The sequence below is a fragment of the Tatumella sp. UCD-D_suzukii genome (assembly GCF_000611875.2).
GTDB classification, from domain to species: domain Bacteria; phylum Pseudomonadota; class Gammaproteobacteria; order Enterobacterales; family Enterobacteriaceae; genus Tatumella; species Tatumella ptyseos.
Genome location: NZ_JFJX01000053.1, coordinates 125725 through 140092 on the forward strand (window position 1 = coordinate 125725; position 14368 = coordinate 140092).

Sequence of the window (14368 nt, forward strand, 5' to 3'; positions counted from 1 at the left end):
AGCGATTGGTCAGGCCATCGTGCAAAGTCGTCAGCGGTTGCTATACTTATCCGCACATTCAATATCGCACTGGCAACATCGACTAAGAGAGGAAATCATACTATGAGTACCGCAAAACTGGTCAAAACTGAGGCTTCTGATCTAATCTATACCCGTAATGATGTCAGCGAAAAAGACAAACTTGCTACTATCAACGTCCTGAGCCGCGTAGTCATTGAGCTAATTGATCTGTCTCTGATCACTAAACAAGCACACTGGAACATGCGTGGGGCTAACTTTATTGGTGTCCATGAAATGCTGGATGGTTTCCGCACGGCTATCACCGATCATCAGGACATCGTGGCAGAACGAATTGTGCAGTTAGGGGGCGTTGCTCTGGGAACGCCTCAGGTCGTGGCCGATAAAACCCCGCTGAAAAGCTATCCGCTGAACGCTCACAGTGTTCAGGAGCATCTGCATGCACTGGCAGAACGTTATTCCGTAGTCGCCAATGATGTGCGTAAAGCCATCAGTGAAGTCCCGGATGAAGATACTGCTGATATTTTCACTGCCGCTTCCCGTGACCTGGATAAGTTCCTGTGGTTCATCGAAGCAAATATCGAATAATAGCTCCGGAAAATAACGGATATCACGTTTGAAAGTGATATCCGTTCAGCATCAGGCGGGACGGTGACGTAAGCGTTTCGCCCGCTTCTCAGGGGACAGATAGCTCCATGCCAGTAAACGGCTCTGCTTCTGCCCCTGCCCCATCTCAATAACTCTGTAGTCTTCCACGCCGGCATCCCGTAACAGCCCGCTCAGCGGTTTTATATTTTCCTGCTTTGAAACCAGGGTACTGAACCAGATAACCTGAGATGAGAATCGCTGACTTTCGCGGATCATATTTCCGATAAAGCCACGCTCCCCCCCCTCACACCACAGTTCATGATGCTGACCTGCAAAATTCAGCCCTTTTTCCTCATCTATTCCGAGATTCTTCAGTTTACGTTCGCTTCCCTGCAACGATTCTTCCGCCGAACGATGGAACGGCGGATTACAAAGAGTCAGATGAAAGAAATCGTTTTTCTGAATAATCCCGCCGAAAATCACTCCGGCATTCTTCTGTCGCCGCAGACGGATAAGGCGCTGTAACCCCGGGTTGGCAGCAATGAGACTGTTCGCGGCACGCAACGATTGCGGATTAATTTCCGAACCGGTGAAGCGCCATCCGTATTCTGCTGCCCCAATCAGGGGATAGATACAGTTCGCCCCGCAGCCGATATCCAGAACATCGGCGGTGGCTGGCAGCGTACCCTGCAGGTCAGAGGCTAATAAATCAGCCAGAAAATGCAGGTAATCCGCTCTTCCGGGCACCGGCGGGCAGAGGAAACCCTCAGGCAACTGCCAGTTAATATCATAGTACTGCTTCAGCAGAGCCTGATTCAGCGCTTTTACGGCCTCCGGCTCGGAAAAGTTAACTGAGAGTGTTCCCGCCGGTGTCGTAATCAGCCACTGACTAAGCTGCGGGTTAATTTCGCACAACAAGGATAAATCATATTTTCCCTGATAGCGGTTTCGGGGATGCAGCGTAGCTTTTTTGTTTTTTTTAATCATACCGTTTCATTAATTATTGCGTGACTTCATTAGCTCAGATGAAGAGAGCCATCGCCTGACCGGAGGTCCCCGGTTCACCCGGGGGTCAGTATCCGCAGGCTTGTAACCTGGCCAGCCCTTCATCCACATCGGCGCATTGTCCGCTGAGCATCAGACAGCACGCCACCTGTAAGCGCAGAGGCTGCGGGACGGGGATTTCCCCGGCCAGCACTGCAGAGATCCAGCGGGCCGTCTCTGCTGCAGATTTAGATAATGGCAGAGAAACACTGGCCTCTGGCTGTCGTTCGGTCAGTAATTTCGGTGCCGGATGTTTACCATCCACCGAATACAGTGCCGGACCGCGTTGCGGGTTAGCATAGACTTCACCCTCGCAACCATTAAGTAATAATGCCGGTGCGTCTGACTGATGGAAAAATGCAGCCACTTTCGGAATATATTCCGGATGCGAAACAGCGGAAATACGCAGCCCTTCAGCAGGGGCAAAAGGCGTGGCCAGTTTTGCCAGCGTATGGGCGCTGTTACGTAACCCCAGTTGCCATCGTAATGCCAACTGACCGGCTAACGCCGGGCACCATCCGTCAATGGTCATAAAGGCAACTTTGCCCTGGTCGAGCAATGATTGCGCTTCTGCCGGACTTCCGGCCGGAAGAATGCCCAGCTCAGCAAAGACAGCTTCGCTGGTGATCCGCGTGGGATCGTTACTGATACCATGCACAAAAACCGGAAAACCTGTTTTTTCCAGTAATAAGGCCAGCAGCGGTGTCAGATTTCCCTGCCGGCGGGCACCGTTATAACTCGGTATGACCACGGATATGGGTCTGTTTTTCGGCGGCTGTAACCGGGGAAGCTTCTCCTGCAGTGCCTGGTAAAAGCCCCGCATCTCTTCTTCACTCTCCCCTTTGATCCTCAGTGCAATTAACACTGCTCCAAGAACCAGCGGATCCAACTGGTCATTCAGCATCGCCTGATAGAGCTGATAGGCGGTTGGCTCATCCAGATCGTGGGCGTGATTTTTACCCCGCCCGATTTCTTTGACTATACGGGTGATATCCATCCTGTTTTCCTGCCTGTGGTCACTGAGGGTCATTATCTGTTCGATTTAACGCTTCTGACGACGGGTCGTCGTCTTTTTACGCGGTGCCGCGGAGGATTTTCCGCGACGGTTCACTGTCTGTCCCGTTTCCGGGGGCGGAATTTCCGGTTGTTCGATAGCAAACACCGGTAAAGCCGCCAGCAAACGGCTTCCGTAGGCCTTTGTTAATAGCCGCCGGTCATAAATCACCACCTCGCCAAAGCATTGATGGCTTCGGATAAGTCTGCCTACCTGCTGTATCAGGGTAAAGGACGCGCCGGGCAGACTTTGGATTTCAAACGGATAACGTTGCTGACTTTTCAGCCATTCTCCTTCTGTCAGGATCACCGGACTATCGATGGGCGGAAACGCTATCTTATGAATATGTACCTGAGTCAGCAGTTCTCCCTTCAAATCCAGACCTTCTGAAAAAGACTGTAACCCGACCAGAACGCTTTGCTGCCCCTCAGTGACCCGCTGCCGATGTAGCGCTATCAGACGGGAACGTGGCTGGTCGCCCTGCACCAGAAGCATCAGACGTAAATCGGTCACATGGGCCAGAAACTGCTGCATTGCCCGGCCACTGGAGAACAATACCAGGCTGCCGGTGTGTTTTTTCTCTTTTACCTGTTGGCGGAAGTAACGCGCCATTTCAGCAATATGCAGCACCTCCTCTGCAAGCCTGGGTTCATACTGCATTTCAGGGATCACTAATTTTCCCTGGCTGACATGATTGAACGGGGAATCCAGTGTGACAAAGCGGTCCCCGGCAGACTCTTTCAGGCCCGACATTTCGCTGAAACGGCGAAAGCTATTCAGTGAACGTAATGTCGCAGAGGTCACGATAACATGAGGGACTTTGCGCCATAACAGTTTTTCAAGTTGCTCACTGACCCGGATTCCGGCGCAATGGAAAAAAAGATGACACTTATCTTCCTGCCATTCTGCTGTCAGCCATTTTGATACCGGTGCCCCGGATAACTGGTTAAGACCCGCCAGCCACCATAATTTGCTCAATGATTCAAACCAGCCCTGAAAACGGTTCAGCTGTAATAATCCACGATGGATCCTGACCATATCCTGTTTGCCAGTCATCTCACCCAGTGCATTGATCAGATATTCACATAACCCGCGTAGCCCGTCACAGAGTTTAAATAACTGCTGACAGCGTGCAGTGGCTTCTTCCGGTAATTCCCCCAGAATAAAACGGTATTCCGCCTTCCCCTGCGGATCTTCCGTCAGTAACGGCATAAATTCTTCCGCCATTTCCTGCATTAACTGCCGGACAACACCGCAATGTTCTTCCAGACGACCGGGGCTTGCCAGCGGCGGCGGTGATTTAAAGGTAAACCAGCTGCGCAGGGTACCAATAAATTTAATAAACAGATCCAGCTGCAAGGCGCTACCGGCGGGTGAAATATCACTGCTCATTTCCAGCGCATCCCGCGCCACTTCAGGAAGATGATGTCCTTCATCAACGACCAGCAACATCTCTTTCGCCGGGGGCAGAACCGCATCACTTTCCAGTGCCGCCATCACCAGTGCATGGTTGGCGACAACCACTTCAGCCTGCTCTATTTCCCGGCGAGCCAGGAAGAACGGGCACTCTTTGTACCACTGACAATGGTGAGCCAGACAACTGTTTTTATCGGTCGATAGCCGCAACCATAACGGATCGTCGATCTGTTCATCACAATGATCCCGGAGCCCGTCCCAGGCGCCGGATTTCAGTGAACTCTCCAGCCGGGTACAGACTTTCTGTTCACGTTGCTGCTGTTCGCCGGAAATGGCTGGCCGGGTTCCTGCCGACTCTTCCAGGTAGAGGAATAAATCCCCCTGCGTGTCCGGTTCAGCGGTGGTAAATGCCAGGTTGCGGGGACAGACATACCGGCGGCGCCCGAAGGCCGCCGTAAACGTCAGGTCCGGAATAAACTTTTTTAACAGCGGCAGATCTTTATCAAAAATCTGATCCTGCAGGGCAACGTTGGCGGTACTGATCACCAGTTTCTTTTCTGCCGATCGGGCAACCGCGATCCCCGGGATCAGGTACGAAAGGGTTTTACCGACACCGGTCGGGGCTTCAATCACCAGATGACGATCATCTTCCCCTGCCAGCGTTTTTGCCACTTCAGCAATCATCTGACGTTGCGGCAGACGGGGGATAAAATCGGCGACCTGTGTCTGTAACAGCTTATACCATTCGCCGATTTGTAATTTTAATGCGGGAGTCAGAACCATAACGACCATCTGCCTGAAGAATCAGACTGTATTTTTACACAGTATGGCGGCCGACGGCAGTCCTGAAAGCAAATTAGCCCGCAATTCATTGTGTCGTCCGGTGCCATTGTTCTGCTGAGACTGACAGAATAGTTTTTTGATAACGCATGTTAGATTATAATAGCTATCGGATCTGTGTCAGGATAACTACGATATGTCCCAGTCTGGGTTTTACACAATCGGTGATATTTCAAGGGATTGTTCCATCAACCCGGTCACTTTACGCGCCTGGCAACGGCGTTACGGGCTGATCACGCCGCACCGGACGCCCGGCGGGCACCGCCTGTACAGCGAAGCGGACCGGCAAAAGATACTGGAAATTAAACGCTGGATCGAAAGCGGTTTACCGCCGGCTAAAGTTAAAGCCCTGCTGGATGGCGAAGCCACCGAGACCCGCAGTGAATGGGTTTTACGCCAGGATGAACTGCTGTCTGTTCTGCGGGATAATCAACCGGCACGGTTACGTCAGTGGATTTATTCTCTCGGGAAAGATAATCCGGCGGGCGTACTGATAGATCAGGTATTTCTTCCGGTTCGTCAGAGGCTGATGCTGAATCAACACACGGCCGCCTATATGAGCAGTTTGCTGGACGGTATTCTGATCGATTATGTCAGCTTTTCACTGGCAGCCACACGTAAACGTGCCGGGGAAGATGCACTGCTGATCGGCTGGTCCTCCCGTGACCGCCTCCGCTTGTGGCTGGAAAGCTGGCGTTTAACGGAAAAAAACTGGCGTGTTACCGTACTGGCTGAGCCACTAAAACTGACGGATCCGCACCTGTTACCCCACACACAAATTTTTTTATGGACCGATAATCCATTAACGCGGGTACAACAAAATCAGCTGGCAGAATGGCAAGAGAGTGGTTATAAGATTGAAGCACTTCACAGGTCAGCGTCTTCCTCATCCCCCTTACGGGATAAGATTGCAGAACGGTCATCCTGATCCTGAAGAACCTTTCCCTGTTAACGGAGCAGCATGGACATGAACTGGCAAAAAATCGGCATTACCTTTCTTTTCCTGCTACTTGCTGTCGGGGGGATGGGCGGCCTGATGCTGGTGGGCTATACCATTATCCTCAGGTCCTGACCCACCCTTTGCGGAGTAACACGGCGCTACTCCGCTGCTATAAAAGCGGGATGATGGGCAATAGCCTGTGACAGCGTATAAAGAAACCAGGGAGTAAACCTGTCGGGATCGGCGGCCATTTCACGTTGTAATTCACCCACATGGCTATATCGCCACGCATCGGCTTCCTCAATATTGAGTACCGGCGGTTCGTCGGTGATGCCGAAAAAAACATGCCCGTATTCATGTTCCGTCAGACCATTGTTCAGCGGCATATTATAACTTATTTCGAAAACCGGCTGCAGAGAGATGCTCAGCCCCATTTCTTCACGCAAACGACGTTCTGCCGCCTGTTGTGTCCCTTCGCCAGGAAAAGGATGTCCGCAACAGGTATTGCTCCACAACCCCCCGCAATGGTATTTGCTGGCCGCCCGGCGCTGGAGCAGAAACTCACCTTTCCGGTTAAAGACATACACAGTAACGGCCCGGTGCAGTAGCCCTTTTTCATGTACTTCCAGTTTTTCCATTTTTCCTGTCGGGATATCATTTTTATCGACAAGAATAACTTCGATCGCTGACATAAGAATTCCTTAAAAAATCTTCAGTGATTATACACTGCTGCCAGCGCACAGTGAATCACTCCCCCTCAGCCGGTGAGGCGGCTCTGCGCATCGCTTTGGCGCGTGCGCCGTCGGTCACTGACCAGCGCAAGAGGGCCGCCACACCCTGCATGCTGTGACGGGTCATCCATCGCTGTAAACGACTTCGGCGTGGCAGACCCGGTACCGACGTCCATTCAGGCAGCAGATCGCCTCCGGCACGCAGCATAATATTCATCACGGGACGGGCGGCGGCCGAGGGTGCCGGTGCCGAATACAATAACCGGCTGACTTCGCAGGTCCGTTCATCAATACAGAGTTGAGGCCGCATCGCCTGCAGATACGCTTCCACCTCAGTGACTGTCACCGGAATATTCGTGGCTCCCAGTGCCTGACCGGTCAGTGCTGCCTCTCTGTAATAACGGTTCTGTTCGTCACGGCTCAGTGCCGGGTTTTTGTAGCGCAGGTGAGCGGCAAGAAAACAGTAAGTTTCGGCGACATGAACCCAGGTCAGCAACGCCGGATCATAAGCCCGGTACTTCCGCCCCAGGTGGTCTTCACCGGTGACATGCAGATGAATTTTCTTCACTTTCTCTATCAGCGTGCTGGCATCACGGCAGTTGCCAAAACTGGTGACCGCAATGAACTGGCTGGTCCTGCGTAAGCGCCCGAACATATCTCTGCGAAAGTCCGAGTGATCCCGGACGCCAGCCAATGCCAGCGGATGCTGCATCTGCAAAAGCAGTGCCGCTATCCCGCCACATAGCATAGAAGGGAAATCGCCATGAACTTCCCAGACCATACTCCCCGGGCCGAATAAGCCCGGATCGCCTGGCGGCTGAGTGAGATCAAACTCATTCAGTGACAAACCGTTAAGCCGTGACACCTGTCGGGAAATTTTGTTGCGGATCATACTTATCATGGTCTCTCATGCCGGAAAAAAAGACCGCCGGCATCGGGCCGGCAGTCCGGGTTAACGCAAAGTAAAGACCGTTTTCTGCGTCCTGACCGAATCCAGCCCTATCATCAGGTTAAACTTCCCGGGTTCAGCCACATAGTGCATCTGCGGGTCCCAAAATTTAAGTTCATCTGTGGTAACAGTAAAACTGACACGTTCCGACTGCCCGGGGGCCAGCTGGATCCTGCGAAAATCTTTTAATTCTTCCACCGGACGGCTCAGGCTGGCAACCGGGTCATTCAGGTACATCTGAACCACGGTTGCCCCGGACCGCTTACCCGTGTTGGTGACCGTCACGCTCGCCTGCAGGCTGCCTCCGGCACTGAGTGCCGGTGCTGAAAGTGTGACCGGGGAGACGGTAAAGGTGGTGTAGCTCAGGCCATAACCAAACGGATAGAGTGGGCCATTGATCGCATCGTAGTAATGAGAGGTATACTTATCGGGATGCAGATAGTTATACGGCCTGCCGGTAGGCAGATGGTTATAATACACCGGCAGTTGCCCGACAGAGCGCGGGAAGCTCACCGGTAATTTTCCGGAGGGGTTGATATCGCCAAACAGCACATCAGCAATGGCATGACCTCCTTCCGTCCCACTGAACCAGGTTTCCAGAATCGCATTCGCCTGCTCCGCCTGGTGGCTGATATCCAGTGGCCGGCCATTCATCAGAACGATCACCAGCGGTTTTCCCGTGGCTTTTAACGCATCCAGCAGCCTGCGCTGCGCCTGTGGAATACGGATATCACTACGGCTGGACGCTTCATGTGCCATCCCCTGTGACTCTCCGACCGCGGCCACCACTACATCGGCTTTACGCGCCATATCGACCGCCTGGTCTATCAGTTGCTGCGGTGATTGTTTATCGACCGTCACCGCAGGTTCATAACTGTTCAGAAATTTTTGTACCTGCGGGTTGTCGGTAATATTGGCGCCTTTGGCATAAAGTAACGTTGCCTTCCCCCGCAGGGCATCCTCCATCCCCTGACGTAAGGTCACCGACTGCGTTGCCACCCCGGCGGCAGACCAGCTCCCCATAATATCCCGCTGACTGTCCGCCAGCGGTCCGACCAGGGCAATCGTGCCCTGCTTTTTCAAAGGCAGTACATCCAGGCGGTTTTTCAGTAACACCAGCGTTTCTGCCGCAACATCCCGGGCTTCGCGACGATGAAGGCGACTTTCTGCATTGGTATCTGCCGGGTCATCTTTGGCGGGCCCCAGATGCCGGTAAGGGTCACTGAATAGCCCCATATCGTATTTCACATTCAGAACATGGCGGGTGGCATCGTCTATCTCAGCCATGGTCACCGCACCGCTTTTGACCAGTCCCGGCAGATACTCGCTGTAATACTGATCGCTCATGCTCATATCAATACCTGAGGTAATGGCGATACGTACCGCATCCTGAGGGTCACTGGCGACCCCGTGCTGAATTAACTCTTTAATGGCGCCATGGTCACTGATAGTGATCCCTTTGAATTTCCATTGCCGGCGTAATACATCTTTTAATAACCAGGCATCGGCCGTGGCGGGGACTCCGTTTATCGAGTTCAGCGCCACCATTACCCCGCCACTCCCGGCATCCAGAGCAGCTTTATAAGGTGGCAGATACTCCTGAAACATACGCTGAGGGCTCATATCCACCGAGTTATATTCCCGTCCCCCCTCCACGGCACCATAGAGTGCAAAATGTTTAACCGTGGTCATCAGCGAGTAACGATCGGCCGGGCTTTTTCCCTGCATCGCGGTCACCATCGCCTGCCCCATCCGGGAGGTCAGCAGAGTATCTTCGCCGAACCCTTCAGACATGCGGCCCCAGCGCGGTTCATGGCTGACATCCACCATCGGTGCCCATGTCATATTCAGTCCGTCATCCGCCGCCTCATACGCAGAAATACGCCCGACGGTTTTCACCGTATTCACGTCCCAACTGGCGGCCAGGCCGAGAGGAATAGGAAATATCGTTCGCTGTCCATGCACCACATCATAGGCAAAGAATAACGGGATTTTCAGCCGGCTCAGCTGCATCACCTGATCCTGCATTGCACGGATATCCGGCCGGGTGACCGTATTAAAAATCGCCCCCACCTGCCCCTGACGGATCATATTGCGGATGGCCGACTTCGGATTATCCGGGCCGACGCTTATCAGTCTGAGCTGACCGATTTTCTCATTCAGTGTCATTTTCGAAAGCAGCCGGGTGACAAACGCATCCCGTGCCTGTTCATTAGGAACACCGGGCTCTGCCGGGGTCGTTGCAAATGCAGTGGGGATCGAAACACTTATTACCAGTAACGGGTAAAACCATTTCATAGTCAGGCTCTCAGAGACGGGAAGCTGTCGGGGACCGGGACAGGTGTACACTGAACCGGGGTCGGGTCTGTTCTGAAAAGCATAGCATGCAGAAAGTATTACGGGGAGTGACCGGGCCCGGGAACGGCAAGCCCGATCAAAGAGATAACCGGTTATTCCGTCGGCCCCGGAATGGATGACTCTTTCTTCTGTTCGATAACCATCGTCTGCGGTGAGGACAACGGCACATCGGAATGGCGCAAGCGCACCAGGATTTCGAACAGTAACTCACTTTTCACCGAAGATATCTGCCGTTGAGTCGCCACATTACCGGTGACACTGAGAGAAATCCCCTGAGCGGAAAGATCTTTAAAACTGACCGACGGTGCCGGGGTTTCAAGGATACGTTCGTTGTCCTGATAAACCCCCAGTAAAATCTCTTTCACCTTTACCGGATCAATATCGAGCGGGAAAACCAGCGGAATAGTTACCACCCCCTGGGCATTCCCCATCGTGGCATTACGTACATTCTGTGAGATCAGCTGTGAGTTCGGCACAATCACCGTCGATTTATCGGAGAGCTGGATCTCAGTCGCACGGACATTAATACGACGGATGTCCCCCTCATAACCACTGATGCCGACCAGGTCTCCCACTTTCACCGGACGTTCGGTGAGCAGGATCAGCCCGGAGATAAAGTTTTTAACGATCTCCTGTAAACCAAAACCAATACCGACCGACAGCGCACTGACAATCCAGGCGAGCTTATTCCACTGCACGCCCATCACTGAAAGCGCCAGCAGGATCACCAGCACATAACCCACATTGGTAAATAAAGTGATGATAGAAACCTGCATCCCTTTATCCATCTCAGTTTTCGGCAGGAAGTCCTGATCCAGCCAGCGCCTGACCGCACGCAGAACATATATCCCCGCCACTAACGGGATCAGTGCGGTAACAACCTGCGAAGGCACAATATTGAGTTTTTCGAGCCCTTTCCCGCCCCAGAATGCGATGGCTTTTTGCAGCATTTCTGTCGGAGAGATCGAGGATATGGTGCCATTGAGTAACGCAAATATAAGCAATAACACCAGAAAGGATTTCAGTAATGCCGATAACAGTGAGGCAATCTGATGTAAGTAACGTTCATCGATATCCAGTGTGCTTTGCACTCGCTGGCCACAGGCGTTAGCAGTAGAAAATATCGCTTCACAACTGTCCGCCGCCAGCTGACTGAGAAGATAAAAAGAGCTGAGGAGAATACCAATCCACACCACCTCATAGCTGAGGAAGCGCCCGAAGGTCACATAACCGATGAGTAATGCCACCAGAATGGCCACTCCGGCAAGAAACAGTGAAAGTTCAATAATACCGGCCAGAGTGGAACGCGTTTCCACGGTCGTGTCATCGTTCTGGATCCGGCGTCGGGTTCGATTGATACGCATCACAATCATAACGGCAAACAGACCAATCACTAAGGCCGTCAGTCCGTTACCGAAGACGGTGGTACTGACGCTGGTACCGACCGTATAGTTAAACGATTCCATCGCCTGGAAGACAAAGACCACCAAAGCAATAAAGGTCGGAAAAGGCTTTAGCGCATTGGCAACACCATTACTGATATTCGCCAGGCGCCAGCTGGGTCGCCGCGTGGAAAGAAAAGAACGCCCCAGCCCCGCAATCAGACCACAAATGATACTCAACTGCACCAGCCGGGAAACGTATTCCCGCACATCATTTTCCACCGCATCACTCCGGATAAACGCCAGCGCAATAAAGTTAAATGACAGCACGACGGCCAGTAAGGTGGTTAAGGCAATCGCCATTGCCAGAAAACTGCGTCTCAGGCGCCCTTCCGGCAGCTTATGAATGCTGACCCAGGCAAGAAACTCTTCCATATAGCGACGCCCCGCGACCATCACCAGTATGGCGGCCAGCACCCAGAAAACGGTTCCCACCCGGGCATCGGGACTCCAGGAAAGTAGCGCGGTATCCAGTAATTCCTGACTGAATCGTTCAAACTTCTCATGGTCGAACGGATTACTGTCATAAAGCGGCTGCCAGAACGTTGCTGACAGGATACTGCCGGAGTTAAGCGCCAGCTGGGTTCTTAGCTGATCCCGGCGCAGATTAAGGATCTGTGCGGATAATACCAGAGCACCATTCTTTAGCGCCGTGGCCTGTTTAATCTGACTATCCAGTGTTTTTTTCTGCTCACCCAGCACCCGTCGTTTGCTGGTAACGTCGGCGGTCTCTTTGACACCGCTGCCCGGGGCCGGTGGCGGCCCCAACACTGCAAGCTGAGCATCTATTTTCTGGCTTTGAGGCTGCAGGCTCTGTGCCAGCGTATCGGCATTCTCTGAAAGCTCCTGAGCCATTTCATTCAGCTGGCTCAGGGTAACATCCGGCGTCGAACCAGAGACCTGGCCTTTAATTTTATCCAGGATCACCTGCATTTTAGCCAGTTCATGGCCCGCATTAATCTGAGGTGCCGGCTCTGTCTGTGAGGGTTCAGCCAGCGCATTCGCAGAAAACTGACCGGTGAACAGCAGTAAGAAAACGCTGAGAAGGGTCGGGAAAATTCTCATAATGACTTTATACCCCGGAACGATAACGGTGAAGTGGTCAAAAATTATCAGATAATCAGTTGTAGAGTGTTCTTCCGGGACGTGCCATCGGAATGGTACGGAAAACATGCCGGGAACCGACCAGGTTCCCGCCATGTCCTGACATCGGGTTACAAGGCTTTCTCTTTCTTATACGCCAGCGCAGAGGCCGGTACCGGGGCTGACTTTCCGGTTTCCAGCCAGCTACGAATACGGTTAGCATCCGCAAAATGCGTATATTTTCCGAACGCATCAAGCACCACCAATGCCACCGGATGGCCATTAATTTCTGTGCGCATTGCCAGGCAATGTCCCGCCTCATCCGTATAACCGGTTTTCGTTAACCGGATGTCCCAGGTTTTATTATAAACCAGATGATTCGTATTACGGAAAGGCAGTGCGTATGACGGATGACTAAAGATAGCAGTGTCTTCCGGGGTTCGGCTCAGTTCACCGATCAGCGGATACTTTTCGGTGGCTTTCAGCAACTTCACCAAATCTGACGCTGTAGACACATTGTGGATCGATAATCCGGTGGGCTCCACATAATGAGTATGCGTCATCCCCAGGGCGCGTGCCTTGGCGTTCATGGCCTGGATAAAGGCCTGGTAACCTCCGGGATAATGCGCTGCCAGGCTGGCGGCGGCACGGTTTTCTGACGACATCAATGCCAGCAATATCATATTGCGACGACTGATTTCACTGTTCAGTTTGACCCGGGAGAACACACCGCGCATTTCGGGTGTATGACTGATATCTACATTAATTATCTGGTCCAGCGGCTGTTTCGAATCCAGCACTACCATGACGGTCATCAGCTTGGTTAAAGAGGCAATAGGCCTGACACGGTCCGGATGACTGGAAAAAAGGACTTTATTTGTTTTAAGGTCGAGAACCATCGCACTGCCGGACGCTATCTGTGGTTGCAACGCCGCGCCGACATCGGGCGTGCTGCGTTCAGCACTCGCGGGCAAAACGGCCAGGGTCGCGGGTGAAATTAATGCAAAAATCAGTAAAGAATGGCGTAAATTTAAAGACATGTTATTAATGATACCGTGATGTTTTTCATGACTGTGCAGGCACAGGCCGCCGCCCGGTATTATCGTGTGGTTAGCTGGCGGCAGCATCATACGCTGTTCATAATAAAAAAACTTAAAGTAACGGAAATTTGACTACCGCAGAATTTGTAAGTAAGTCTGACAAAAATACCGGTTCGACTTCTTCGTAAAACCGGGGGCAACATCGCGCCGGAACGAAATGCCGTGTAAACTTACCATACCGATGAATAATACCAGGGACCTCAGCATTGCATATTGATATTAACTCTTTGATTTCACACTATGGTTATCTTGCGCTATTGATAGGTTGTGTCGCGGAAGGTGAAACATTCGTTCTGCTTGGGGGCGTTGCTGCCCATAAGGGATTATTACATTTTTCCGGCGTCGTCGCGGCGGCGATGGCTGGCGGCATTATAGGTGACCAGTTACTCTACTGGCTGGGGAAACGTTACGGTACCCGAATCATTTCCAGGTTCACAAACCATCAGGATAAAGTCGAAAAAGCCAGACAGCTTATCCACCGTTATCCCAGCCTGTTTGTGATTGGTGTCCGTTTTATGTATGGCTTCCGGATCATCGGCCCCATCATTATCGGTTCCAGCCAGTTGTCTCCGCGCCGTTTTCTGATTTTTAATGTGATCGGTGCATTTATCTGGGCAATGCTGTTTGTCAGTCTGGGATATTTTGCCGGTAAGCTGATCGCTCCCTGGCTGGATAAACTGGATAACTATCTGAAACCTTTGTTCTGGGTTGCAGGATTGCTCGTGGTGTTGTACATAGTCTGGAAAGGGATACGCTTTTTAAAACAGCGGAAGCAGCAGTAACCGGTCAGTTGACAGGTCATGCC

12 protein-coding genes are annotated in these 14368 nt (G+C 52.3%); 4 read left to right on the plus strand and 8 right to left on the minus strand.

Features of this window, described 5'->3' with window-relative positions; genetic code table 11:
- The first annotated feature begins 102 nt into the window (after positions 1–102).
- The gene (gene dps / locus CG67_RS10470) at positions 103–606 is read left to right on the plus strand and encodes a DNA starvation/stationary phase protection protein Dps (protein ID WP_025902899.1); all 504 of its coding nucleotides are present in this window, start codon (positions 103–105) and stop codon (positions 604–606) included.
- A gap of 51 nt (positions 607–657) precedes the next feature.
- On the opposite strand, the gene rlmF is transcribed toward dps, so the two are convergent.
- From rlmF to dinG, 3 genes are all read right to left on the minus strand, one after another.
- A complete protein-coding gene (gene rlmF / locus CG67_RS10475) occupies positions 658–1593 on the minus strand; it encodes a 23S rRNA (adenine(1618)-N(6))-methyltransferase RlmF (RefSeq protein WP_025902900.1) in 936 nt (311 codons plus the stop codon).
- Positions 1594–1678: 85 nt separating this feature from the next.
- On the minus strand, positions 1679–2647 hold the full coding sequence (gene ybiB, locus CG67_RS10480) for a DNA-binding protein YbiB (RefSeq protein WP_025902901.1): 969 nt from the start codon (positions 2645–2647) through the stop codon (positions 1679–1681).
- Positions 2648–2692: 45 nt separating this feature from the next.
- The gene (gene dinG / locus CG67_RS10485; RefSeq protein WP_025902902.1) at positions 2693–4903 is read right to left on the minus strand and encodes an ATP-dependent DNA helicase DinG; all 2211 of its coding nucleotides are present in this window, start codon (positions 4901–4903) and stop codon (positions 2693–2695) included.
- 193 nt (positions 4904–5096) lie between these two features.
- Here dinG and CG67_RS10490 point away from each other — a divergent pair, with 193 nt between their 5' ends.
- Both CG67_RS10490 and CG67_RS18100 read left to right on the plus strand, forming a co-directional pair.
- Positions 5097–5888 carry a MerR family transcriptional regulator gene (locus tag CG67_RS10490; RefSeq protein ID WP_025902903.1) on the plus strand — a complete coding sequence of 264 codons (792 nt, stop codon included), beginning with the start codon at positions 5097–5099 and terminating at the stop codon, positions 5886–5888.
- Between the two features lie 39 nt (positions 5889–5927).
- Entirely contained in the window at positions 5928–6032 is a 105-nt protein-coding gene (locus CG67_RS18100; RefSeq protein ID WP_025902904.1) for a protein YohO, read from the plus strand.
- A gap of 26 nt (positions 6033–6058) precedes the next feature.
- On the opposite strand, the gene idi is transcribed toward CG67_RS18100, so the two are convergent.
- From idi to pbpG, 5 genes are all read right to left on the minus strand, one after another.
- Entirely contained in the window at positions 6059–6592 is a 534-nt protein-coding gene (gene idi / locus CG67_RS10495) for an isopentenyl-diphosphate Delta-isomerase (protein ID WP_025902905.1), read from the minus strand.
- Positions 6593–6647: 55 nt separating this feature from the next.
- Entirely contained in the window at positions 6648–7532 is an 885-nt protein-coding gene (locus tag CG67_RS10500) for an oxygenase MpaB family protein (protein WP_025902906.1), read from the minus strand.
- 51 nt (positions 7533–7583) lie between these two features.
- Entirely contained in the window at positions 7584–9878 is a 2295-nt protein-coding gene (gene bglX / locus CG67_RS10505; RefSeq protein WP_025902907.1) for a beta-glucosidase BglX, read from the minus strand.
- A gap of 152 nt (positions 9879–10030) precedes the next feature.
- Positions 10031–12445, minus strand: a complete 2415-nt coding sequence (locus CG67_RS10510) for a DUF3772 domain-containing protein (protein WP_084764950.1) — start codon at positions 12443–12445, stop codon at positions 10031–10033.
- A 149-nt stretch (positions 12446–12594) separates the two neighbouring features.
- Positions 12595–13503, minus strand: coding sequence for a D-alanyl-D-alanine endopeptidase (pbpG, locus tag CG67_RS10515; protein WP_038024781.1), 909 nt, complete (start codon positions 13501–13503; stop codon positions 12595–12597).
- A 266-nt stretch (positions 13504–13769) separates the two neighbouring features.
- On the opposite strand from pbpG, the gene CG67_RS10520 reads away from it, so the two are divergent.
- Positions 13770–14345 carry a DedA family protein gene (locus CG67_RS10520; protein ID WP_025902909.1) on the plus strand — a complete coding sequence of 192 codons (576 nt, stop codon included), beginning with the start codon at positions 13770–13772 and terminating at the stop codon, positions 14343–14345.
- The last annotated feature ends 23 nt before the right edge of the window (positions 14346–14368 follow it).

Coding starts and splice junctions, on each gene's coding strand:
- dps (WP_025902899.1), top strand. CDS start 103: ATGAGTACCGCAAAACTGGTCAAAACTGAGGCTTCTGATCTAATCTAT.
- rlmF (WP_025902900.1), bottom strand. CDS start 1,593: ATGATTAAAAAAAACAAAAAAGCTACGCTGCATCCCCGAAACCGCTAT.
- ybiB (WP_025902901.1), bottom strand. CDS start 2,647: ATGGATATCACCCGTATAGTCAAAGAAATCGGGCGGGGTAAAAATCAC.
- dinG (WP_025902902.1), bottom strand. CDS start 4,903: ATGGTTCTGACTCCCGCATTAAAATTACAAATCGGCGAATGGTATAAG.
- CG67_RS10490 (WP_025902903.1), top strand. CDS start 5,097: ATGTCCCAGTCTGGGTTTTACACAATCGGTGATATTTCAAGGGATTGT.
- CG67_RS18100 (WP_025902904.1), top strand. CDS start 5,928: ATGAACTGGCAAAAAATCGGCATTACCTTTCTTTTCCTGCTACTTGCT.
- idi (WP_025902905.1), bottom strand. CDS start 6,592: ATGTCAGCGATCGAAGTTATTCTTGTCGATAAAAATGATATCCCGACA.
- CG67_RS10500 (WP_025902906.1), bottom strand. CDS start 7,532: ATGATAAGTATGATCCGCAACAAAATTTCCCGACAGGTGTCACGGCTT.
- bglX (WP_025902907.1), bottom strand. CDS start 9,878: ATGAAATGGTTTTACCCGTTACTGGTAATAAGTGTTTCGATCCCCACT.
- CG67_RS10510 (WP_084764950.1), bottom strand. CDS start 12,445: ATGAGAATTTTCCCGACCCTTCTCAGCGTTTTCTTACTGCTGTTCACC.
- pbpG (WP_038024781.1), bottom strand. CDS start 13,503: ATGTCTTTAAATTTACGCCATTCTTTACTGATTTTTGCATTAATTTCA.